Source organism: Desulfurococcaceae archaeon MEX13E-LK6-19, from assembly GCA_029637525.1.
Taxonomy (GTDB): domain Archaea; phylum Thermoproteota; class Thermoprotei_A; order Sulfolobales; family Desulfurococcaceae; genus MEX13ELK6-19.
Genome location: CP072660.1, coordinates 1,366,532 through 1,389,935, shown reverse-complemented (window position 1 = coordinate 1,389,935; position 23,404 = coordinate 1,366,532). Strand labels below are relative to the sequence as shown.

Genomic DNA, 23,404 nt, shown 5'->3' with positions numbered 1-23,404 from the left:
TTACTACCCTTTAACCTGGACGTACTGGAAGAAGATCACGTACATGTACAGTGGGTTCAACGCTTCATCGGGCAATACTATTCTTGGGTTGTAGACATAGGGTTGTACGTCATCCCACAGGTTAATAGCCACGGCTTCATTGTACACGATTACTTGTGCCTGAGTGTAAAGCTGTAGAGCCCCATCGTAGTCAACGCCCTCGATCTCCCATGCCTCATCTATAAGCTTCTCGAACACAGGGTTCTTGTATCCAACCCAGTTCCACTCCTTCACATCACTGTGTAGTAGGTTGTAGAGGTAGTCGTAGGGAGAGGGTATGGTGGGCCACCAGTCGTTTATAATAAGGTGTGGAACCTCGTCGGGGTTCTCCCAGACCTTCGGACCGATCTCGACAATAGTATCCCATGGTGCAGGTATTATCTCGACCTCAATACCCAGCTCGGCTAGTTCACCCTTGAGTATCTCTGCGAAAACCTGCTCGTTCTCATAGTCACTAGTTATCATGATCTCTATCTTCAAGTGCTTACCGTAGAGCCCTGCTTTCTCAAGCAACTCCCTGGCGAGAGTCTTGTTGTAGGTATACGTGAGGTTGTCTACATGACCAGGGAACCCATGGGGTATGATGCCGCTTCCGGGTACACCGAAGCCCTTCAAAGCCTTCTCTACAACACGATCCCATGGTATGGAGTGTGCTACCGCTAATCTGAACTCCGTTATGTTTGTCGGGTATCTTCTGGTATTGAACATCAAGACATAGTTGTGGTACGTGGTCTGGTTCTTTACTTTAAATCCTTCCTTGATCAGGTTATGGATCTCTCCTAGGGGGACGCCAGCGGCTATATCTATAGCACCAGACTTGAGGCCGTTGAGCTGGCTTGTATCATCAGTTATTATCTTGATCACTACTACGTCTGGCGCATAGGGGTTGTTGACTACTTTCCAGCCCCACCAATCCTTGAATTTCTTCAGTCTAATCTCGCTCTCCGGATTATAGTATTCGATCATGTAGGGCCCGCTCCCGGCTTCATGTCCCTGGTCAAACCAGTTTCTCAAAGCCGGGTCGAGTGGATCACTTACACCAGCTTCCTCGAGCACTTTCGGGCTATAGATGTAGGCTCCATAACTAGCTGCAGCAATCAAGTCGAGTCTCATGGGCCTCTCGAGTATGAACTGGACAGTATAGTTATCGAGAACCCTGATCTCCTTGACACCCTCCCAGATATACCCAGGGCCTTCCCCCTCCTCCAAGTACGCCTTCAGAGCACGCTCTATACTGAATTTAACAGCATAGGCTGTGACAGGAGTACCATCATGGAATTTAGCGTCGTGGCGTAGATGGAAAGTCCACACAGTATTGTTCTTGCTCGACTCCCATGACTCGGCTAATGCTGGTATAAGCTCTCCTGTCTCCGGGTTATAGTATAGTAGTGGCTCATACACGACACCAAGCACGACAAGACCTGTATCAAACTCTAGTGATGGATCAATACCTGTTATAGGGTCGACGTAAGCATAGATCGCTATACGAGGACGCTCTCTAGCAGACTGATATACCCAGTAGTAAGACAGCATTCCTGTCACAAGGACTACTATTATGAGTATTATGGCCACTGGTTTACGCATAAACACGCACCTCTGGGAAAGGGGGGACTACCTGGGTAATTTAAGGGTATCGTAGAACCCTGTGATAGGGGGTTTATTACTCTCCTATAGGCTTATCTATGGTTGTGGGGGGTAGTCATTATACTTAACCTGTATTCCATGGCTTTGCCAGAGGTTTCACGGATATGTTTACCAGCCCATTACACCCCTTGATCACTATTTTTATCCATAGTATAGCCTTCTCGTTCCCTACGATAACTACTGACGTATTATAGCCTGGATAAGGCAGGTCATCGGGGTCCACGTGACCCCATTCATGTAATCCTACACCATCACTATAGGGCCCATAGGCATACATTTCAACTTCAACACTATCATAGCTACCATTTACATCAACATCTACACCATAGATCTTCGTTGGTAAAGTGCCATTATGCTCCATTACAAGTCCAACCCATAGCAAAGTATCCTCCTTGGGTAGGAGGCAGTGTTTACAACACTCAATATTCATTAGCAATAAGATACTACTATCATTACTCAACATCATTTGGTTGTCTTCAAGCCCCTTACACTTAATGCAACAACAGCAGCAATGTTCACAGCATTTGAACACCCTATAAGAGCCTATATGAGGGTTTCCAGAAGCTACAGTAACATAGACATTAACCTTGAGAGTATCAAGCCATATAGCATAAGCCATACTCATAGTTAATAAAATAGCCATAATCATTAACGAAGGAATTATACTTTTCAATATGTCCTACATCCCCACTTAAACTTACTAAGTTAAGTATTATCCTTACCTAATAAAATAGTAATGTATGAAGTATATGTATGAAAAGTACATAAAACCAAAGAGATACCATAGAGACACTGTTAAACAAAAATATAGCAGACCTACTTATTAAGCTTGATGAAGAGAACCCCCTACTCTCTGCAACACAAAGTGGTTGAAGGGCATCATTGTATGAGTGCACGTAGGCGTCTATACGACCTTGATTACAACTTGTGGCGAAACATTATGGAACTCTACTCGAGAAACCCATTGGAACATGTCTATCTTCTATACGACCTTATCTACGAGATTGATAACACGGATGTATACTTCAGCATTGATAATAACAGGATCAATGGGTACGTGCTTGTCTGGCATGGGCCAAATGTTAATGGCGTTCATTTATGGGGAAACGTCAGTAATCTAGTGGAGTTCATACCCTTTGAAAAGAACACAATTATCCATGTATACAATAGAGAGAATCTAGACCTAGTAGAGAAACTCCTTGAGTCAAAGAATATTGTTTTCAAGACAATGTACTATCTTGATATGCTTGTCTCAGAGAAAGAATTCACGCCTTATCATCCAGAGAAAGCTGTCAAGCTCGATCCAGAGAATAAGCACCATGTTAGAGAGTTTGTGGAGCTCAAGAAAATCCAGGGCAGAATTATTGATTACACCAGTGCTCAAGCATTACTATCTAGGACAAGATACTATGGAGTATTTGTCGACACCAAACTTGTTTCCATAGCTTGCTGCTACTTGAGAACAAACGAGGTCTGGATTATAGGCGATGTTTATACTCATCCAGAATACCGTGGACACGGCTACGCGAAAATAGTCACATCGGCTATGACAAGAGACGCCATAGTATCCGGCGCCAAGGCCTTACTCCATGTTGCGGAGAACAACGAGCCCGCGATAAGAGTTTATACAAGAATAGGCTATAGGAAGGTAATGAAGAAGCCATGGATTTTCATAGAATCTAGTTGAGAACCAGGAGGGGGTATACGTATTGATTAGCAGGAGTGAAGCTCTTGACCTACTCAAGAAGAATCTACGTGACGAGAAAATGGTAAAGCATTGCCTGGCCGTCGAGGCTATAATGAGGGCTGTAGCGAGGCGGCTTGGCGAGAACGAGGAGCTATGGGGTCTAATAGGGCTTCTCCACGATATAGACTACGATATAGTTAACAGGGATCTCAAACGGCATGGACTCGAGGCAATGAAGATCCTTGAGGGGATACTGCCGAGAGAAGCCATCGAGGCTATTGCAGCACACAATGAGCACAACGGGTTCAAGCCAACAATACCAGGCGTAGAAAAGATAGTTCACGCACTACGTGCAGCAGACCACTTGTCCGGACTCATAATAGCTACAGCACTAGTAATGCCACATAAGAAGATCGAGGAGATAAAACTCAAGTCACTCAAGAAGAAATACAGGTCAAAAGACTTCGCCAAAAACATAGATAGAAACAGGATCAAGGAGATAGAAGAACTAGGCATAAGCCTCGACGAATTCATGGAAATAGGGCTAAATGCACTAAAAGAAATAGCAGGAGAATTAGGGCTATAGCGTTACAGGAAGTAATGGAACAACTTTTCTTTATTCAATCATCCAATATAGACCTACACTACTCTTTTGACGAGTCTCCTGAAGAACCTCCGGTACACGATCAGGAAGATTATGCCGCGGAGATACACATCGATGAACATTGCTGTCCACGCACCTACCGCTCCATAGATGTTTACTAGGAATGCTGCAGGCAGTACACGGAAGAGATAAAGCCCGGTCACGTTCAACATCATTGGCACCAAGGTGTTTCCACCGCCACGTATACCACCACTTAGCGTCATTACCAGTGCTAGTCCCGGCTCGCTTAAACCAGCTAGTATAAGGTATATGGATGCTAGTTGAGCCACATCTGCTGTAGGGGAGAATGGCAGCACGAGGTAATACGATGTTGCTGCGAGAAACACCCCTAGTACGGCCATGATTATTGTTGCTATCCTTGCTGCTTCCCACCCGATCCTCTTGGCTTCATCTATGTTACCAGCTCCTATCCGTTGCCCAACAAGAGCTGAGGCTGCTACCGAGAAAGCGAAGCCAGGCATGTAGATGAAGCTCTCAATACGAATACCGATCTGGTGAGCGGCAAGCGCTACTTCACCGCATCTAGCTATGAAAGCTATGTACGCGTTGTTACCGATCGCGAAAACAGCTCTCTCGAGAGCCGTTGGAGCACCTATCCTCACAATCCTATAGATGAAACCCTCTCTTAAGAAGCGTATATTGACTGTTATTGCCGGGGGAATACCTGTTTTCTTGAGGAAGAACAGTTCCAGTGGGACCATGTAGACTATGGATATTACAGTAGCCACAGCGGCACCAACAACACCCATTCGAGGAAACCCATAGAGCCCGAATATGAACAACGGGTCAAGCACTATGTTCAAGAACGTGCTGCTGAGAACAACCACCATGGAATACTTCGTAGCACCAATTGCCCTGAGAGATGAATCCATTGATACTGCTGCCACGAGAACTGGGAGCCCAAGGATTCTCGTAGCAAGATAACTGGCTCCAACAGCGACAACTCCCGGATTAGGCCCGGCTATGAGGCTCACAAGCCACGATGAATTATAGTGTACTACTATAGCTACAAGTGATGTAGTTAAAACACCATAGACTATGGCTTCGCCTAGAGCACGCCTTGCTTTAGACAATTCGCCTGCACCATAGCTCTGGGAGACGTAGACTATGACTCCAGTCGAGAACAATGCAACCACGACGAAGAAAAGCCACGACAAGTAGCTGCCAACACCAACAGCGGCTAAAGCAGTGGTTCCAAGGCTGGATACAAAATAAGTGTCGGCTATAGAGTACAAGCTCTCGCTGAGCTCGCTTATCAGCATTGGCCACGAGATCTTCAGTACCTCTCTAGTTAGACTCCTATCACCCATAGGCTCCACTCTACAAGAGATATAGGATAAGGTAATAGCCTCTATAAATAGTTGGTATTAAACAAAAGATACAGTAATGGTGGTTGTTAAAAGATTTCTAGAGTAGCCTTATACGTTTGCTTGTATTTGCAATTATTCAATAGACCTTATAGTCTTTACTAGAGTCTCCACGTTGTCTGTTATCACGACATCGTATAGTTCAGTTAGGTCGGCGAGCACCTTGGGGTCATTGACTGTCCACAGCATTACTCTACAGCCAATACTCTTCACGGTCTTCAAGTAGTTCTTGAAGACGTTCACGCCAACAACTTCTATGCCTTGGATAGGTGGGTTTATACTGTAGAGATTGAGTTCACGTGCTAGCTCAATAGCTCTCTGTGCTTTCTCTAGACTATCAATGTTTAAGCCAAGTTTAATCTTTGGGTCAAGACTGCGCATTCTCTTTAGCGCTTCCTCGATAAAACTTATGATAAAAACTCTATCAAACAAGTTATACTTCTTAACCAACTCGTACACAGGCTCAACAGCATCAACATCTTTTATCTCGATGGCAACAAGAGTATCATATGGCAATGCCCTAAAGACTTCTTCGAGAGAAGGAATAGTCTGTCCAAGACCTAGATGGAGTTTCTTAAGCTCTCCGACACTAGTCTTCTTGACATCAACATCTACTCCAGCAACCCTACCAGTACTTCTATCATGGATTACAACAGGGACGCCATCACTTGAAAGCCATACGTCAAGCTCAACACCATCAGCCCCGTATAGTACTGCAGCAAGAAACGAGGCAATAGTGTTCTCAGGATACTTCATGGGGTAGCCTCTATGTCCCAGTACAAGAGAAGCCATATACTACACCATGGTAGGCTCCTATCTAGGTGGTTAAACTTAAAATTTTCCATCATGTAAATAATGTATCTAGGTGTCCCTCTTGATCGACCAAACTATTCTCATCTACTTAGTAGTCTCTTTGACAGCTCTAGTCATTCTAATAGCGCTACTACTAGTAGGGCTAGCGAAAGCAGCTGCCAACAAGTTAGTGAGACCTCCGAGGAAAGTGCTCGACTGGAAGCCAAGCGACCTCGGTTTCAACTATGAAGACGCTGAAGTGACTACAGATGATGGGGTGAAGCTCAAGGGATGGATTATTCCACGCGGCAGCGATAAGACAGTGATAGTACTCCACGGCTATACGTCAAGTAAATGGGATGAAGACTACATAAAGCCTGTCATAGAGATCTTGGCTAGGAACAACTTCAATGTAGTAGCATTCGATTTTAGAGCACATGGTGCAAGCGAAGGAGAGATCACTACGCTAGGATACAGAGAAGTAGATGATGTAAGAAAGATTATTGACTGGCTTCAGGAAAACAAACCCGAGCTAGCCAAGAGCATTGGTGTTATAGGGTACTCTATGGGTGGAGCAGTATCACTAATGCTTGCCTCCAAAGACAGTAGAGTCAAAGCTGTTGTCGCCGATAGCCCCTATATTAATATCATCACTTCTGGACGCCGGTGGATCAAGAGGCTAAAGCCTCCACTAAGGAACTTATTGCTTTCGGTGTACTCGCTGATAGTAAAATATACTTCCAAGAAAGCAAACATAAATGTAAAAGACTTGGTAATCCTTAATTACGCCGACAAGATTAAGCAGCCAGTATTCATTATAGCCGGCAGGAAAGACGATCTAGTTGCACTACATGAGATCGAAGAGTTCTACAAGAAACTCAGAGAACATAACGAAAACGTTGAACTATGGGTTGTTGATACAGGGCATGTCGCGGCAATAAAGGATTACCCGAAGGAGTACGAAGAAAAAGTCGTTGGCTTCTTCAAGAGGTGGCTCTAAAGTGGCCGAGAAAGTACGTGTAGGCCCTATACTAGGGCTACTCGGGCTACTAGTCTTATTCTACTTTGCAGGCTACTACATGATAGCAGCTATTGTTGACACGCTATGGAAAGAGGGACTTATCCCTGGTACAAAAGAGGACTGGAGAGTATACGCAGGGCTCCTCAGGACTATACCACAGATAATAGGTCTAGCCCTCTCGTTCCTTTGGGGAGTACTTGCCGACAAGATAGGGCGTAGGAAGGTACTTGCAGTACTAGGAGTCATGATGGGGCTGTCGCTTCTAGCAGTAGCAACAGCCAGATCATACATCGAGCTAATGATATACTTCACGATATTCGGTATAGCAATAACAGGAATAGGCCCAGTGATCTACGCGTTCATAGCAGACGTAGTACCATCAGAGAAGAGGGGCTCCGGCTACGCTGTCTACTATGCTTCAAGCGTCCTCGGCATGGCTATAGGCCTTGTTATCGCCGGCATACTACTGACATGGAGATACGCCTACCTGACAACAGGTCTTGCCGTCCTCGTCTTCGCGATACCCTTGTACGTCATATCACGTGGAGTAACAATAGGGTATGCTGAGAAGAAAGAAGTAGGCAAGTACGGTCTCAGGAAAGCATTGAAAGCACTAGCGATACCAACAGTACTCATTATAATACTCCAGATAATAGCATGGACTATACCATGGGGTATGCTGAGCCTATGGGCTGTAAATTACTTCGAGGTTAAGTGGGGCGTAAGCAAGAAGTCTGCATCACTAGTTGTATCCATAGCAGTACTATCAATAGCTCTTGGACACGTTATAGGCGGAACACTTAGTGACAGAAGAGTAAAGAAAGGCGACATACTGGCTAGAGTAAAGATACCAATCATAGGCATCATAATAGGCTACGCTGCAATGGTCGCCATGCTAACATACCCCTACCCCTATGGTAAAGAAGACTTGTTAACACTATTACCGCCAGCAATACTAGCACTATGTGGAATGATGTTCACTACATTCGCTTACCCGAACATAAACTCCGTTATAAGCGATGTAGTCAAACCAGAGATCCGTGGAACAGTCTTCTCAGTATACAATGTGCTCAACACTATAGGATGGGCCGTGGGACCAGTAATATACGCATTGCTCTCGAAATACTTCATGGACATAGGATTTGAGGAAAAACAAGCACTAATGTACTCAGCTGTACTAATAGTCTCGCTATGGATAATAAGTCTCATAGCATGGATTATACTAGCGAAAACATATCCAAGAGATAAAGCTAGAGCAGAACAACAATAATATGTCTAAAAACAAACCTTTCTTTCCCTCTACTTTTGTTTCCTACACGGTCTTGTTGCAACAATATTTGCTCCGAGACCAAGAACATTCTCCACAATAATATCGCCTATTTCGACAGGAGCTTTTACCTCTATGTTGGCTAGATACTTCGAGACCTCGAGCAACTTGTCTTTCGGTATGGGTTTATCTGTTTTCACAGAGACAACAGGTAAGTCGCCGTCTCTGCACTTAACAACACTCATCAACACTCTTTTTGGTGACCTGACTTCCGTTACAGCGTACTCTGCTCCACGAGGACAAGCATTGCCTTCAATAGACTTTATCTCTCCACCCTCGATCACTACCTTGACTTCGCAGCCACGAGGACAAACTATACACAATACTTTCCTCACAACCCGAGTCATTGCCCGGAGACCTCCAGGGTTATCTTGTCGGTAGTCTTGAGGATATCGTCTTTAGCTAAGACATACCTGATCATTTCGGCGGGTCTTACCTTAGGCATGAACAGCTTCCTACCAGTCTCCGGGATTCTAAACCATACATTGTCTTCTGGCCACTTGACTCTAGCGTATAATACGACGTCCTTGTCTCCACTAACATAGTGTGGGACGGCGAGCCTTATGTTCCTGCCTTTGACTATTCTCCTCCATTTCCTGGTGTGTATACCCTTGTTTTCTATGAATAAACGAGCTCCATCAGCTGCCTGTTCTCCCTGTTCTACAGCGTAGTCAACAAAATCGTTTATCACCAGTGCGTTGCCTGCAACGAATATCCCGGGTATACTGGTCTCAAGGTAGTCGTTGACTATGGGTCCACGTGTAGCCGGGTCTATTGGTACGCCTAGTTTCTCGAGAAGCCTAACCTGTGGTATGAGCCCAGCCGCTATGACCACTGTATCGCATTCAATTTCTCTCTCGGTTCCTGGTATTGGCTCTAGGTTCTCGTTGACTTTTGCCACGACTACTTTCTCGACGCGTTTACGTCCCTTTATCTCTACTACAGCGTGGCTGAGATACAATGGTATGTTATAGTCTTTCAAGCACTGTACTATATTCCTGGTTAAACCACCGGGGTAAGGCAGGATCTCTATTACAGCCTCGACTCTAGCTCCCTCGAGGGCGAAGCGTCTGGCCATAATCAATCCTACGTCTCCAGAGCCCACTATGACTACTCTCTTGCCGGGCATAACACCCCATAGGTCCATCATTGCCTGTGCTTCTCCAGCCGTATAGACGCCGCTGACATTAGCTCCAGGTATATTGATCTCGTATCTATGCCTCTCTCTTGCACCCGTGGTGTAGATTATAGTCTTTGTAGTGATATCGAGTACTCTACCCGGCATTATGACCGAGATCTTTTTCTCCATGATGCTACGATACTCTATGGACTCAACATAGGCGTTCGTATAGTACTCCACGCCAAGAGACTCGATCTTCTTGATGAACCTATAAATGAACTCTGGCCCAGTAAGATCCTCCTTGAAGTAATGGATTCCGAAACCCGGGTGTATACACTGTAGCGTTATCCCGCCTAGCTTCTCTCCCTGTTCAAGCACAAGAGTCTTGAGACCATACTCCGTAGTCTTTATTGCCGCTGCTAAACCAGCTGGACCACCACCTATAACGACTACGTCGTAGACAAGCCCGGCCATGTCTTACACCTCCTTGAAAACCTCTTTCACCTCACCGACACCGTACTCGCTCCCGGATCCCTTGAAGCTGACTTTCCACAGAGGTATGTCTTGTTCTCTTGATATCAAGAGGGCTATTCTCAGTCTACAGAACGATCCCTGGCATCTACCGAACATAGCATGTGTCCTAAACTTTATCCCGTCAAGAGTAATAGTCTTGACCCCAATGGCTTTCATACGTTTTATCGCCTCAATGATCTCTGCTTCCGACACCTCCTTGCACAAGCAAATGATCCTACCGTACCTGGGGTTTTCCTTAACGATTCTGGCTTTCTCATCCTGGTTCATTCTACTGATTCTTTTGATCCCTCTTCTTATCGGGTTCCATTTCCTCTTTTCCACGAGACTAGTTCTCTCGGCAATCATGTCTCTTACATAATAGGCTATTGCCGGTGCTGCTGTTAATCCAGGAGACCTTATCCCAGCCACGTTTATGAAGCCCCATGGCTCTTCATAGAATTTTATGATGAAGCTTCCCGTGGAGGGCTCTGGTCTCAAGCCAGCGAACATCCTGATGATTTTTGTCCTTGGAGGAATAGTCTTAAGGATCTTCTTGGCGGCTTCTAGTATGTACTTGATCCCATTTCTTGTAGTAGACTTTTCCTCCTTGGCATCAATGGGCAGGTCCTCGGCCGTAGGGCCTATCAGCAGGTTCCCTTCAAGTGTTGTGGTGACATAGACTCCCTTGGTTTTGGGTGTCGGTGCCGTGTGTACGATCCGTTTAACCTTGATGTCGACATCTTCATCGTAGATAACGTATTCTCCTCTCCTCGGGAAAATAGTGAACTCGTCTATACCAGCAGACCTAGAGATCTCGTCTGCATGGATGCCAGCGGCATTGATAACCATGTCTGCTTCGATGAAACCATTATTAGTCTCTACACCAACAACCTTCTTCTCCCTGACAACAACACGTTTTACCTCTGTCTCAAAGAGGATTCTGGCACCATTGGATACACTGTTTTCAGCGAGAGCAACAGCTGCCTCCCAAGGACTCATCTGTCCGGCTGTAGGCGCCCACAAGCCAGCTATAGCATTAGGGTTCACGTTCGGCTCTAGAGCGGCAAGCTCTTCTTTGTCAACAATTCTTACGCCAGCTACACCGTTTCTCATACCAAGGCTTAGATAGTGTTTAAGAGCACTAGCCTCTTCATCGTTTGTCGCGACTATGAGTTCCCCAGGCCACTTCACGGGTATATCGAGTTCTTTAGTCCACTTATACCAGAGGTCATGCCCCTCCAAGCATAGTTTTGCTCTGAGTGGATGCTTGTCGGGGTCTTCTTCATGGCATGGATGGATTATAGCTGTATTAGCCTTGGTAGCACCCCACCCAACATCAGGTTCTTTCTCGACAACAACCACGTCAAGATTCTCATACATACTGAGAACACGTGCTATGGAGAGACCAGTAATCCCAGCGCCAATTATCAGTACCCGTGTCTTCCCCATAACCCCCACCTATGATCCTCGGCTCTTGTTTTGTTACTCTAGTCCATAAGCCCATGGGACTTCTTTTGCCCAGCCTAGAGCGCGTTCCACGGCTTGCTTCCATCCACTATAGAGTTTCTCCCTCTCTTCAACACTCATGCGTGGCGTAAACTCTTTCTCAGGTCTCCATAGACGGATTATCTCATCGAGATTCTTCCATACACCGACGGCTAAGCCCGCTAGATATGCTGCTCCGAGAGATGTTGTCTCGAGTATAACTGGCCTGATTACTCTGACTCCAAGGATATCAGCTTGGAATTGCATCAAGAAGTTGTTCTTTGAAGCACCACCGTCAACCTTCAATACCTTTATCTCAAGCCCAGTGTCCTTCTTCATAACCTCTATGACGTCTCGTGTCAAGTAGGCTATTGCTTCTAGTACCGCGCGTGCCAAATGTGCCCTGGTGGTTTTGCCCGTGATACCTATGATTAGCCCTCTAGCGTACATATCCCAGTATGGCGTACCTAGTCCGACGAATGCCGGGACGAAATAGACTCCCTCATTGCTTGCAAGAGATTTAGCTAGATCCTCTGTTTCAGCAGCAGTGTCTATGATCTTCAAGCTGTCCCGGAGCCATTTGACTGCAGCACCAGTAACAAATATGCTTCCCTCGACTGCGTAGACAGCCTTGTTTTTCTCCAGAGAGTAGAAGATTGTTGTCAACAGCCCATGTTTTGATTTAACACGTTTACTACCAGTATTCATTAGGACAAAATTGCCTGTGCCATAGGTACACTTTACATCACCTTCCCTAAACCCTACTTGGCCAAACAAGGCTGCCTGCTGATCACCAGCATCACCTGCAACCGGTATAGAAACGTTGTTGAATAGTTTCTCACTGACATCGGGCCCCGTGTAGCCGTAGATGTATGATGATGGGAGAGGTAATGGTAGTGCCTCCCTAGGGATCTTGCCTTGGATTTCAAGGAGTTCATCGTCCCAGTCAAGCTTCGATATATTAAAGATCATTGTCCTCGAGGCATTAGAGTAGTCTGTGACATGAGCACCGCCACGCTCCGGCGTAGGAGTATTCTTTGAGCCTCGTGTGAGATTCCAAATAATCCATGTATCGATTGTCCCAAACAATGCTTCTCCACGTACCGCCTTCTCTCTAAGCCCCGGGACATTGTCTAGAAGCCACCAGATTTTTGTCGAAGAGAAATAGGCATCTGGTACAAGACCAGTCTTCTTGTATATAGTCTTCCTGTACTTCCTCAGCTTCTCGACAAGAGGAGCTGTTCTCCTACACTGCCATACAATAGCGTTATACAATGGTCTACCATTCCTTGGATCCCATACGACAATTGTTTCTCTTTGATTAGTGACACCTATAGCAGCTATATCCCTAGGGTTAACCTTGGTCTTCTCAAGAACTTCTCTTATGACAATACGTGTGTTCTCCCAAATCTCCAGGGGATCGTGTTCAAGCCATCCGGGTTTGGGATAAATCTGTCTATGCTCCCTATAAGCATAGCCAACAAGTTCTCCATTCTCATTAAATAATGCGGCACGAGTACCAGTTGTACCCTGATCTATTGATAAAACATATTTAGCCAAAGCAAACAACACCTCTCGTGGGCTGATGAGTAAAACAAGTTCTTGCTTATAATAAATTAAATAGTCTACCTATAAAAACTGAAAAACAGCAAACGATGAATGAAAAAATAGTAACCTAGTAGGGAGACGTGCAACCTAACATATATCCTAGATCTACTTCTTCATCTTAGTGTACGCTAGGAGTCCTACAACTATTAATATAATCACTATTATTGCGGCAATCAACCCAATGTTTACTCCTGGTTGTGGTGCTACTGATGTTTCTGTAGTTGTTGTGGTAGTAGTTGTCGTAGTAGTTGGTGTTGTCTCTGTTTCAGTTTCTTCAGGCGTTGTAGTAGTTGTTGTCGTCGTAGTAGTTGTCGTGGTTGTTGTAGTCGTTGTAGTTGTGGTTGTCGTAGTAGTGGTTGTTAGCTCTCCTACTTGAGCATATATAAATAGCGTGTAAACATCTGGCGCTGTTATAGTTATTATTGTTGTATCGCTAGTGTAGTCGACTCTAGTGTTCTCGGTAGGATCTATTTCTACAGTGTATATGCCAACTATTGTTAGTGTGAACTCTAGTGTTCCAGCAGTATACTCTGATAAATCAATTAAGCCGTTGAAGGTGTCTGGGGCGACTTCTTCGAAGAGCCCTGTTGTCGTGTAGTATACTGTTATTGACGTTGTCTCGTTGGCGAATACTGTCAGGGTGTGTGTATCAGCATTATAGTCGTATAGGAATACTTGCCCTGCATCACCAGTAACATTTATGATCTCTACTGTCTCACCAACTATCAGCGGTATGTCGACGACAACACCTCCACTAATTGCTTGGTCAAACACTATGTTGTATTCAGCAATAGCTATATCGAGCACTGGGTCGTAGTTGATTGCAATGCTTATCTTGCTTATTGTCTGTGCCTCAACAACACTCGGCACAGCAAGCAGGGCAGTAGCAAAAAGTAACATGAACAAAAATACATATTTTGTCACGCATACATCCCCTCCTTACGCTCTTCAGAAAGATAATTGGAAATAATAGCAAAAAAATATTTACGTTTTTACAAACGAATACTGAGGAAAAAGACTTATGCTCTTATGGATGGTGCTTGTGGTGTGTGGCAACGTGTACTACTATTAGTACGTAGAATACATGTACTAGGTCTACTTCAATGCCTGTTGTGTTCTTTATCTCTTGACTTAAGACCTCTAGGGTCTTGTTTATCAGTAGTATTCCTGTGACGTTGTATTCTTCACATGTCTTGTTTACTAGTACTTTTATGTAGTTGTAGATTTGTTTTGGTGTAACTAATCCCTTCGCTCTCATCCACTGCTGTATAGCTAGACCTGTGTCACCTGGTAAGGCTCTTGCCACGATTATTACTCTGACGAGAATCCTTGTGGTTTGCTCAATGCTTATGTTCTTTAGCTTTGCCTTGTACTCGCAAACGACTTGTCTGACCGCTTCCTTAATGGCTTCTGGCCCTAGCTCGCGTCTTTCTCTCCAGCGCTCCATGATCTTTTCTCTAACGTGTTCTGGTAGTCTCTCAAGGACTTTCTGGACTCTCTCCTGGACGTCTACACGCTGTGTAGTGATCTTCTGTGATAGCCTGTGTACGACTGTTATATCGATGCCAAGGTAGTAGGCAAACGTGGCCTTGATTAATACGCCGTAGGCTCTCACGAATAGGTGATATCCTCTAATAGCTGATCTTAGTGCTAGGCCTAGGTAGCCTTCTTCTAGTAGTTGCTGGCTTAAGTTGAGTTCTGAAACACCTTTTGCTTCAAGTAGGAATACAATGTCTGGTACTGTTACATTGTAGTCCTCAGCAACCTTTGTAGCGTTGTCGAGTAGTCCCTTGAGCTCAGTTGCCTTCTCAATTACTGCTATTACTGACTCGTTTGTTAGTGTGTTGTTGGTGCCGAGATTCTCTCTAATGGTCTTACCTAGTACTATGTATGCTGTTACTGGTGCACGGCCGTAGAATAATGCTGCCACGAATGCGTATCCCGTGGCTAGTGTCTCGTTTGTCTCACTTAGGTTGTATGCTTTCTCTAGGAAGTAGTCTCCACGCTCTAATAGCTTCTCTGCTATAGTTATATTGTATTCAGATAAGTAGTTGTTTGCCCAAATGAATAATGGGTATGTCTCGTTTCTTACAGTCCATGCCAGTGCCACTGCCTCATCGAATGTAAGGTTTAGTTTAGCCCACCAGGGTTTGTCTTCCTCCGCCTGTGTGGCTGGTACACTCCAAGCCATAACAGGCATAGCTACTCCTGTTATAGATGCTCCTATTAGCGCCACAAGGATTAATCCTAAAGCTTTGAGGTAAGTGTTCTCCATACCCTACTCACCTTTCACCCAGGTTTTCCCTGGGAGACAGTTTGGTGTTTGGTTTATAAAAGGGGCAAGATGAAACAATCCTTCACCGCGAAATGACTGGTTGTTCCAGCCCTCTGGAACAATATTATTGCTTGTATACACTATTCAATAAAATTCTACGCGTACTCCAGGTCGTGCTGTAGGGAAACAGTATTGCTGGTGGGCTGAGTTACCGTGATATTAGTAGGTTAAACAGGCTCCGATTACCTAGCTCTATGTTAATAGATAGTCTGAAGTCTAGATAATTATTTAAATCACTATGTTTAAACCCTATGGTCTTGGAGGGACGTAGTTTTGTCTTTTGACCCTAAACCTATACTGGATGAAGCTGTTAGTAAGGGTGCTAGCTACGCTAGTGTTCTATACCAAGAATATGTGTATGAGCTTGTTCTCATGGATAATGGGGTTTTGCGTGAGTATAGTGTTACTAGGAAGAAGGGTGTTGGTATAAGAGTTATTGTTGATGGATTTGAAGGTTTCTCCGCAACAAACAATCTAGACAAGGAGTCTATACGTATTGCTATAGAAAAAGCGATCAAGACAGCTCGGGCAATGAGCTATGGTGGCAAGAAAGTAAAACTCGCTGAGAAACCTGTATCAAAAGACAAGATCTCCTCTAAATACTCCATAGACCCCTTGACCATTGATCCTGAGGAGAAGGTCGGTATAGTGAAAGAGATGAATAAAGCGTCTAGAGAAATAGAAGGAGTTGTATCCTCTACAACAAGACTAGGGATACAATACGACCACAGGATCTTTGCGTCAACAGAAGGAGACTACGTTGATGTGGAGGTTAGGCTTGTAGGTGTTGGACAGTATAGTATTGCCTCTCGTGCAGGCGTTATGGAGAGAGTATATGATTCACGAAGCATGGTTGCTGGATGGGAGTACATAAAAAGCCTTGACCTCACGGGTTTTGCTAGAGAAGTCTCGGACCTAGCCGTCAAAGCAACACAAGCCAAGGCGATCAAGCCAGGTACGTACACGGCCATACTAGATAACGAGATGGTAGGTCTCCTTCTCCATGAAGCATTTGGTCATGCAACAGAAGGAGACATCGTGGCGGGGAAAGGAAGTATTCTCTATGGTAAAGTTGGAGAGAAAGTAGCCAGTAAGCACGTGACAATAGTCGATGACGGTCTTATTGAGGGAGGATATTTTGTTCCCTACGACGACGAGGGTGTCAAGAAGAGGAAAGTCAAGACGGTGGAGAATGGTGTCTTGAAGAGATTCCTGCAATCACGTACAACAGCAACATTGCTCGGCATGGAGCTCACTGGTAATGCGCGTGCACAAGACTATGAGCATCAGGTTCTTGTCAGGCAGACAAACACCTACATGGAGCCCGGCGACTATAGTGTCGAAGAATTATTTGAAGGAGTCAAGAAGGGTGTCTACGTACGTGGACGTGGTGCTTTGGGAGGGCAGGTTGATACGAGCATGGGTACGTTCACGTTTACAGCTGGTCCAAGCTACTTGATCGAGAAGGGAGAGATCAAGGAGCTTGTACGCGGCGTAATGCTCTCTGGCATGATCCTCGAGACACTGAAGAATGTTGACGCTGTTGCAAAAGACCTCAAGGTTAAGACAAGTGTTTTCGGTGGATGCGGTAAGGATGGGCAGTTGGCTAGAGTGGGTGATGGTGGCCCGCATATACGTGTCAAGAAGATAACTATCGGGGGGTGAAGGTCATGGCTAGACCATTTGAAATACTACATGGTCTCTCAGAGAAAGCTCTTGCTAAAGCACGTGAACTAGGTGCTAGTGAAGCAGAATTCTATGCTACCTGGTCTAGAGAACTCCTAGTGAAAGTAGCTGGCGGGAATATTGTTGGTATAGTGGATAAGAGTATTGGACGATACTGTGTACGTGTTGCAGTTGGGAAGAAAATTGGTGTGTATGGTTCTGAGGAACTGTCACTCGAGACCATAGACAAGGTTGTCGAGACAGCGATAAAAACAGCCAAAGCGGCGCCAGAGGATCCGAGGTGGAGTGGTTTTGCACGAGGCTATGATAGAGCAAGTGTGGAGGGTATTTATGACGAGAAAACTGCTTCTATGGAGGCAAACGAGTTAATGGAGATAACGAAGAAAACCTTGGATACAGCTGTTGACGCCGCGAAGAAGAAGGGTGCTAAAGAAGCTCTTGTATCGAGAGCGTTGATTGGTGTTGGTGAGACACTATTATTCATAGCCAATAGCTATGGAGAGGAAATATATGGTAAGACAAGTAGTGCTGGAGCATGGATTCAAGTGAAGGTCAAGAAGGGAGGTAATGAATCAAGTTATTCGGCTCTATATGATAGCAGGAAAATGGTTGAAGAAAAGATTTATGGCGAGGTAGAGAAAGCCGGGAGTCTAGCAGTAGAATTCCTTAAAGCTAAACCAGTAGACTCTGGAGTTTATAGAGCATACTTCACACCAAGAGTTGCTGCCTTGATTCTCTCCACGGTGCTTTCTCCAGCACTCTCTGCTCTCAATGTCCAGGAGAAAAGGTCTCCTCTCAGAGACAAGATCGGGCAGGAGGTTTTCTCTGACAAGATAACAATATATGACGATCCATACATGCCGTGGGCTCCTGGTGCAAGAGAATTTGATGACGAGGGAATCAAGACCACCAAGAAGCCATTGTTCCAGAAAGGCGTGCTCGCAAACTATGTCTACGATTACTATACTGCCAAGAGGGAGAACAAGGAGTCTACAGGCAATGCACGTAGACGGAACATAACATCGCCGCCCACGCCAGTGGTATATAACCTAGCTGTGGAACCAGGTGGTTTAAGCGAAGACCTTATAGCTAAAGAGGTTAAGGAAGGAATCATAATATATGATGTCATAGGCTACTGGATGTCCAACCCCGTTAACGGCAACATAATGGCTACAGTATCCCATGGATTCTATGTTAAAGGAGGCAAGATAAAACACCCTATTAAAGGCGTTGTAATATCAGGTAACCTCTATAAGCTATTGAAGGAAGACCTTGTAGGATTGAGCAAAGAGAGAGTTGTTATAGAAAATACTGTATCTCCAGGAATACTTGTTGAAAGAATAAACGTGGCTGGTAAAAAATAACATAAACCAGATTTTTCCCTTTAACTCCTCAGCTCTCTACCTTAGTTTTTCTCTTAGAGAAGCTATACCAAAGCACACTAGTGTAATAGCCTCAATAACCTCCATAAGCTCCTTAGCTGACTCTGCTTTGTAGACAAGTTTGTATGCACCTTCCCTCATTACACCAGGGATTAGTGAAGCTGCATCAGCAAATACTGTTTCCCTGAGTTCTACAACAAGCTCCATTGGTTTCTCGAACACCAGAGGCTTTGCTTTACCCTCTTTCAGCACTTTAACGCTTTCTTCAACACCTTTCTCGAGGCTCTCAATGACTTCGGGAAGGCTCTCGAATGATGCGGCATAGCGTCCTAGTCCTTGTTTTAGTGGGACAAACACTGCCCATGGAGTATGCTTCTCCACATCTGTTTCCAGAGCCTTATCCCCGGCTACAAGAACTACTGGAACACCATACTCGCCTGCAACCAATGCGTTTAACAGGAACTCGCTTGTCTGATGCCCATTAATGTAAACGCGGTGGAATGTCATGCCACTGTATGTGTGGTCGAGATAGCCCTTCATAGTACCTGCTGCCGCGTGGTATCCTATGAAGTAGGCAGCATCATAGCCTTCCTCGATCCCAGTAATCATTGACAAGGGTCTCGGGAATCCCTGGACAAGTGTTACACCGCGGGGTATCTCGCGGTAATCAATATTGGTCATGTACCCATGGCTATCAGCTAAAGTGACTTTATCGAAGCCGCTGGCAAGCAGTTTCTCTACAACAGCCTTGGAAATCCTTGTTACGATCCATTCGCTCCTAGAGTATTGTGGAGATCTAGGGACAAGACCTCCAACGGGTATCCCGGGTAATCCTTCGAAATCAACTGAGACATACGCTCTCAAAGTTTTACCACCAAGACGCTTTTCCGAGTTTACATAATTAATTACCATAAAGATTCTTTAAACTCCTTGGCTTATACCATGTAATGCCGTAAAGAATCTCGGGGATTGTATTGTATAGGATACAAGGTCTCCAGAGACTTGTACTGTATGGAATAGTCATAGGTTTTATATCAAGCATAATAACATTGGTCTTTATAGAAGGATTAATGCTGCTTACTTCAGCATACTCATTACTACTTGGTGTTGACTCTAGTATATCGGGTAATGATTTTTCTGTTGTAGCATTAAAAACACCAAATAAATACTTGATACCAGTAATAGTGTTTTCATCCATAGTGTTAAGCTACGTTATTATCAAACTCCTTAATGCTCGTGAAGCTATGGGGGCGGGTATAGAGTCTCTTCTTGAAAGCTATCATTTTAGGGCTGGGAGAATAAGGATGAGAGTTGTTTTCGCGAAAATAGTATCGACAATAATCACTATTGGTGGAGGGGGTAGTGGTGGACTCCAGGGGCCAGGGAGCCTTATAGGAGGTGGTATTGCAAGTGTTTTCTCAAGATATTTTGGTACGAGAAGTGTTGAACGAAAGACTCTCGTACTAGCAGGTGTAGCTGGCTCGCTTTCAACAATATTTCAGGCACCACTTGGTGCAACAGTATTCGCGCTCGAAGTACCTTACAAGAGAGATCTAGAAGCTAGGGCCTTGGTACCAGTATTATTCTCGAGTATAACGGGATTTCTCATCTCTTATAGTATACTTGGTCCTAGGCGGTTGTTTCCAATAGTGAGTATAGATGTATCAACGATATTCATGTACACAAGCATATTGTCGTACATAATATTTGGAGTATTCTCTTCAATAACAGCACTTCTTTACGTCTCCACTATAAGAGGTATAATGGTTTTAAGAAAAGTTCTTGTCAAGAAATTCTCGGATATAATCGTGGCTAGTCTATTCGGCTTAGTCCTTGGCGTAATAGGGCTTATTGAACCTGGTGCTCTCGGTCTGGGTCCAGTATATTTAAATAATTTGTTTAAGGAAATCCTATCAGCCGAGTCCATGTATCATGTGTTAACAATTGTTGTAATACTCTTGTTGATGAAAACCATTGCCACGGGTTTAACTGTAAATTCAGGTGCAAGTGCTGGTTTATTTGGGCCAGGAATCTATGTGGGAGCCTTAACTGGGATCATATACTACTATATTATAGGCCAGTATATCTCGCCGTTACCTGCAATACTCTATGCCTATATTGGGATGGCTGCCGTCTATGGAGCAGTATCAACAACACCGTTTGGCACCAGCATACTCGTAAGCGAGATAACTGGGAATTACGCATTACTCTTGCCTTGTCTCACATCAGCAATTATTTCAAGAGAAATCATAGGTAAACACACACTATACATTAATCAGAGAAACACACGGCTCGTAAGAGAGTTAGAGAATCTTCTCATTCTCATTGCTAATACCAATATCGGTGAAGTATTATCTAAGCCTGCGGCAAGTGTTGTGAAAACCGTCCCTGTGCTAAAGCCTAGCGACAACATAGAGTATCTTCTCGAAGTATACACTACTACTCATCTAAGATATCTCCCTGTAATTGATGATAAAGGTAGACCTCTCGGACTGATAAATACAGAGACCCTATCACGACAAGCAGATAAGCTAACTATAAAGCATAAAGTAAATGAACTAGATTTGATCAAACCTCCTGAAACAAATATAAATGCATGTTTATCTGAAATAATAGATCTAATGACGAGATACAATATGCCAGTGGTAATTATAACCGATGACGATGGTATGTATGTAGGTCTAGTTACAGCCTATGATCTCCATAAATACATTATAGAAAAACTATACAAGGCAAAGTAGCAGTCTAGCTAGTCTACACCTCGTGCACGTAGTGAATCCTCTATATGGGATATCCTCATGATCATTATCATTAATGAAGTATACAGTAATCCTATGTACTTGAGAGGATTCAGTCCAGGCTCCCATCCACGTGCTTTGAGTGAGTACATTATCTCGGCTACTTCATTTAATGTATCATGTATTATCAAGTAAGCTAGGGTCAGGGCATTGAGGCCAAGGTAATGTCTTAGATGATATGGTGGTGTTGTAGTGTAGAATAGCGCTATTGCTGTAAACGATGTATAGCCGTATACTATCACACGGATAACACTTGTTGTCAGGGTTCCCGAGAGATAGTCTATGAGAATTATTATCGACGATAGGAACAAGTACGATATTGTTGTACCAGCTAGGACGCGGTATGCGTGGATGAATATTAGCATGGCAATATTGATCGCTATGAGGAGCGGGTAGTATTCTATGTCGAGGTAGAATATTGTTGAGGCAATAAATGCTATGTATGCTATCTTTGCTGGAAACAAGTTGATGTTATGGAGGATGGTCTTGCTGTACTGTAGTCTATTTGCTTCTCTGAATATTTTCTCCACATAGAACACCCCGTGGCATAACCCTGTGTTTCATCAATACATCGTCTGTAGCACTACTCCAGTCACCGGTTAGCACAAGCCTGCCGTTATCCAGGAGGAGAAGAGTATCGGGTTCAACCATGTCAGCGTATAGTACGTGGTGTGTTGCTATGATTATTGTCTTGCCTCTTCTTCTACCATAATCGATTACTTCGATCAAGTCGTTAACGCCTTTATTGTCTAGATTAGCAAAAGGCTCGTCGAGAAGCCATACATCTTGATCTGCAACCAAGACGCTAGCGATAGAGACTCGTCGTGCTTCCCCGCCACTCAAAGTAAATGGGTCTCTCTCGAATAATTCTCTGGGAACAAGTTTCTCAACAATAAACCAGTTGCCTTCAGCACCTGTTGCCTCCAGAATGAACTTTATCTCATCGATAACTCTTGCTTCAACGAACCCATAGTATGGGTTCTGCCATACATACCCCACTATTCTGGCTAGTTTCTTCCTGCTAATACTCCAAGGGATAATACCGTTTATCTTGACTACTCCTTGCGTAGGCTTGATTAATCCGGCTAATACCTTCAATAGCGTCGTCTTACCGCTTCCATTGGATCCCAATAGGATATGTACTCCTTCCCCAAGGGAGAAAGAAATATTGTCTAGAGCACGTTTCCCATTATAATCCACTGTCACTCTATTGACAATTACTTCCATAGTCTAGGCATCCTCTTCTCAATAGTTGTCAGCAGGATATACCCGCCAACACCAATACTTATTGTTGAGCCTAGGAGCACACCTGGTACTGCATATTCCAGCTCGATAGCGAATATTATGTGAAGCAGTACAACACCTATGATTACTGTGACAATTAATATCTGTGCTATAAGCACGAGTACCTTCGCCCATTCTTTACCATAGTATGTCTTGCCTATAGACCAGGCGAATAAGCCTGCAGCGAAATTAGTGAGCGTACCCAAGACAATGTCTATGATCCCGTATGGGGAAACCATGTTTGCTAGTAAACACCCTATAGTCAATCCTATTACAGCTGGGAACCCGAAGTACGGTATATAAGGTAAGGGTAGCAATGCATCACTTATCCTCACCTGGAGTGGACCGAAGCTAATTGGCTGGAGCACTATGGTCACAGCAGCATAAACAGCTGCTATCACAGCTGCTTTAGCCGACTCTATAGTCAAACGAGACCTCATAGCATTTACCACCTTAACCTAGTCTAACACGAAAAACGTAAAACATAAATATTTCGCTTATCTTCATAATAGTTTCAAAAGGCATATTAACTTTGAAACATCTATATTATAGTACAATGTATCCAAGTACAAGTATGTAAACAATGTCTCCCTTCTATAAGAATATTAAATAAAACATAGTATCTAATGTTTGGTCTTAATATAAACCATCC

21 protein-coding genes are annotated in these 23,404 nt (G+C 44.3%); 7 read left to right on the top strand and 14 right to left on the bottom strand.

What is annotated here, in order from left to right; translation table 11 throughout:
* Nucleotides 1-3: 3 nt before the first annotated feature.
* Both J4526_07310 and J4526_07305 read right to left on the bottom strand, forming a co-directional pair.
* Nucleotides 4-1,623: an ABC transporter substrate-binding protein gene (locus J4526_07310; protein ID WFO74870.1), complete on the bottom strand. Its 1,620-nt coding sequence runs from the start codon at nt 1,621-1,623 to the stop codon at nt 4-6.
* Nucleotides 1,624-1,747: 124 nt separating this feature from the next.
* Complete coding sequence (locus tag J4526_07305) at nt 1,748-2,356, bottom strand: hypothetical protein (GenBank protein WFO74869.1); 609 nt, start codon at nt 2,354-2,356, stop codon at nt 1,748-1,750.
* Between the two features lie 213 nt (nt 2,357-2,569).
* Between J4526_07305 and J4526_07300 the strand changes: the two genes are divergently transcribed.
* Nucleotides 2,570-3,370 carry a GNAT family N-acetyltransferase gene (locus tag J4526_07300; GenBank protein ID WFO74868.1) on the top strand — a complete coding sequence of 267 codons (801 nt, stop codon included), beginning with the start codon at nt 2,570-2,572 and terminating at the stop codon, nt 3,368-3,370.
* 22 nt (nt 3,371-3,392) lie between these two features.
* On the top strand, nt 3,393-3,956 hold the full coding sequence (locus tag J4526_07295; protein WFO74867.1) for an HDIG domain-containing protein: 564 nt from the start codon (nt 3,393-3,395) through the stop codon (nt 3,954-3,956).
* Between the two features lie 53 nt (nt 3,957-4,009).
* Here the strand turns inward: J4526_07295 and J4526_07290 are convergent, their stop codons facing one another.
* Together J4526_07290 and J4526_07285 are read right to left on the bottom strand one after the other, a co-directional pair.
* Entirely contained in the window at nt 4,010-5,344 is a 1,335-nt protein-coding gene (locus J4526_07290; GenBank protein WFO74866.1) for an MATE family efflux transporter, read from the bottom strand.
* A 132-nt stretch (nt 5,345-5,476) separates the two neighbouring features.
* Nucleotides 5,477-6,193 (bottom strand): glycerophosphodiester phosphodiesterase, encoded by a 717-nt coding sequence (locus J4526_07285; GenBank protein WFO74865.1) that lies wholly within the window; start codon nt 6,191-6,193, stop codon nt 5,477-5,479.
* Nucleotides 6,194-6,275: 82 nt separating this feature from the next.
* Between J4526_07285 and J4526_07280 the strand changes: the two genes are divergently transcribed.
* Nucleotides 6,276-7,193 carry an alpha/beta fold hydrolase gene (locus tag J4526_07280; GenBank protein ID WFO74864.1) on the top strand — a complete coding sequence of 306 codons (918 nt, stop codon included), beginning with the start codon at nt 6,276-6,278 and terminating at the stop codon, nt 7,191-7,193.
* 79 nt (nt 7,194-7,272) lie between these two features.
* The gene (locus tag J4526_07275) at nt 7,273-8,484 is read left to right on the top strand and encodes an MFS transporter (GenBank protein WFO76377.1); all 1,212 of its coding nucleotides are present in this window, start codon (nt 7,273-7,275) and stop codon (nt 8,482-8,484) included.
* A gap of 29 nt (nt 8,485-8,513) precedes the next feature.
* Here J4526_07275 and J4526_07270 read toward each other — a convergent pair whose 3' ends face one another.
* From J4526_07270 to J4526_07245, 6 genes are all read right to left on the bottom strand, one after another.
* Complete coding sequence (locus tag J4526_07270; GenBank protein WFO74863.1) at nt 8,514-8,888, bottom strand: DUF1667 domain-containing protein; 375 nt, start codon at nt 8,886-8,888, stop codon at nt 8,514-8,516.
* Nucleotides 8,885-10,135 (bottom strand): FAD-dependent oxidoreductase, encoded by a 1,251-nt coding sequence (locus J4526_07265; GenBank protein ID WFO74862.1) that lies wholly within the window; start codon nt 10,133-10,135, stop codon nt 8,885-8,887. Before J4526_07265 ends, J4526_07270 begins: the two co-directional genes overlap by 4 nt.
* A gap of 3 nt (nt 10,136-10,138) precedes the next feature.
* Entirely contained in the window at nt 10,139-11,623 is a 1,485-nt protein-coding gene (locus J4526_07260) for an NAD(P)/FAD-dependent oxidoreductase (protein WFO74861.1), read from the bottom strand.
* A gap of 33 nt (nt 11,624-11,656) precedes the next feature.
* Nucleotides 11,657-13,219 carry a glycerol kinase GlpK gene (glpK, locus tag J4526_07255; protein ID WFO74860.1) on the bottom strand — a complete coding sequence of 521 codons (1,563 nt, stop codon included), beginning with the start codon at nt 13,217-13,219 and terminating at the stop codon, nt 11,657-11,659.
* 153 nt (nt 13,220-13,372) lie between these two features.
* Nucleotides 13,373-14,191 (bottom strand): hypothetical protein, encoded by an 819-nt coding sequence (locus J4526_07250; GenBank protein ID WFO74859.1) that lies wholly within the window; start codon nt 14,189-14,191, stop codon nt 13,373-13,375.
* A gap of 103 nt (nt 14,192-14,294) precedes the next feature.
* Entirely contained in the window at nt 14,295-15,542 is a 1,248-nt protein-coding gene (locus J4526_07245; GenBank protein WFO74858.1) for a hypothetical protein, read from the bottom strand.
* 432 nt (nt 15,543-15,974) lie between these two features.
* On the opposite strand from J4526_07245, the gene J4526_07240 reads away from it, so the two are divergent.
* Together J4526_07240 and J4526_07235 are read left to right on the top strand one after the other, a co-directional pair.
* Nucleotides 15,975-17,267 (top strand): TldD/PmbA family protein, encoded by a 1,293-nt coding sequence (locus tag J4526_07240; protein ID WFO76376.1) that lies wholly within the window; start codon nt 15,975-15,977, stop codon nt 17,265-17,267.
* 5 nt (nt 17,268-17,272) lie between these two features.
* Nucleotides 17,273-18,652, top strand: a complete 1,380-nt coding sequence (locus J4526_07235) for a TldD/PmbA family protein (protein WFO74857.1) — start codon at nt 17,273-17,275, stop codon at nt 18,650-18,652.
* Nucleotides 18,653-18,688: 36 nt separating this feature from the next.
* Here J4526_07235 and J4526_07230 read toward each other — a convergent pair whose 3' ends face one another.
* Complete coding sequence (locus tag J4526_07230) at nt 18,689-19,534, bottom strand: M55 family metallopeptidase (protein ID WFO74856.1); 846 nt, start codon at nt 19,532-19,534, stop codon at nt 18,689-18,691.
* A 110-nt stretch (nt 19,535-19,644) separates the two neighbouring features.
* Between J4526_07230 and J4526_07225 the strand changes: the two genes are divergently transcribed.
* Nucleotides 19,645-21,411, top strand: a complete 1,767-nt coding sequence (locus J4526_07225; protein WFO74855.1) for a chloride channel protein — start codon at nt 19,645-19,647, stop codon at nt 21,409-21,411.
* Nucleotides 21,412-21,419: 8 nt separating this feature from the next.
* Here J4526_07225 and J4526_07220 read toward each other — a convergent pair whose 3' ends face one another.
* The 3 genes from J4526_07220 to J4526_07210 are packed head-to-tail and all read right to left on the bottom strand — an operon-like array spanning nt 21,420 to nt 23,192.
* Complete coding sequence (locus tag J4526_07220; GenBank protein ID WFO74854.1) at nt 21,420-21,998, bottom strand: cobalt transporter; 579 nt, start codon at nt 21,996-21,998, stop codon at nt 21,420-21,422.
* Nucleotides 21,970-22,695: an ABC transporter ATP-binding protein gene (locus J4526_07215; protein ID WFO74853.1), complete on the bottom strand. Its 726-nt coding sequence runs from the start codon at nt 22,693-22,695 to the stop codon at nt 21,970-21,972. Before J4526_07215 ends, J4526_07220 begins: the two co-directional genes overlap by 29 nt.
* The gene (locus J4526_07210) at nt 22,686-23,192 is read right to left on the bottom strand and encodes a QueT transporter family protein (protein ID WFO74852.1); all 507 of its coding nucleotides are present in this window, start codon (nt 23,190-23,192) and stop codon (nt 22,686-22,688) included. The genes J4526_07215 and J4526_07210 overlap by 10 nt, the downstream gene beginning before the upstream one ends.
* Nucleotides 23,193-23,404 lie beyond the last annotated feature (212 nt).

Bases quoted from the DNA above. Each gene is read 5' to 3' on its own strand.
- J4526_07235 (WFO74857.1), top strand. From the start codon at position 17,273: ATGGCTAGACCATTTGAAATACTACATGGTCTCTCAGAGAAAGCTCTT.
- J4526_07290 (WFO74866.1), bottom strand. From the start codon at position 5,344: ATGGGTGATAGGAGTCTAACTAGAGAGGTACTGAAGATCTCGTGGCCA.
- J4526_07270 (WFO74863.1), bottom strand. From the start codon at position 8,888: ATGACTCGGGTTGTGAGGAAAGTATTGTGTATAGTTTGTCCTCGTGGC.
- J4526_07285 (WFO74865.1), bottom strand. From the start codon at position 6,193: ATGGCTTCTCTTGTACTGGGACATAGAGGCTACCCCATGAAGTATCCT.
- J4526_07310 (WFO74870.1), bottom strand. From the start codon at position 1,623: ATGCGTAAACCAGTGGCCATAATACTCATAATAGTAGTCCTTGTGACA.
- J4526_07245 (WFO74858.1), bottom strand. From the start codon at position 15,542: ATGGAGAACACTTACCTCAAAGCTTTAGGATTAATCCTTGTGGCGCTA.
- J4526_07215 (WFO74853.1), bottom strand. From the start codon at position 22,695: ATGGAAGTAATTGTCAATAGAGTGACAGTGGATTATAATGGGAAACGT.
- J4526_07210 (WFO74852.1), bottom strand. From the start codon at position 23,192: ATGAGGTCTCGTTTGACTATAGAGTCGGCTAAAGCAGCTGTGATAGCA.
- J4526_07265 (WFO74862.1), bottom strand. From the start codon at position 10,135: ATGGCCGGGCTTGTCTACGACGTAGTCGTTATAGGTGGTGGTCCAGCT.
- J4526_07275 (WFO76377.1), top strand. From the start codon at position 7,273: ATGATAGCAGCTATTGTTGACACGCTATGGAAAGAGGGACTTATCCCT.
- J4526_07300 (WFO74868.1), top strand. From the start codon at position 2,570: ATGAGTGCACGTAGGCGTCTATACGACCTTGATTACAACTTGTGGCGA.
- J4526_07260 (WFO74861.1), bottom strand. From the start codon at position 11,623: ATGGGGAAGACACGGGTACTGATAATTGGCGCTGGGATTACTGGTCTC.
- J4526_07240 (WFO76376.1), top strand. From the start codon at position 15,975: ATGGATAATGGGGTTTTGCGTGAGTATAGTGTTACTAGGAAGAAGGGT.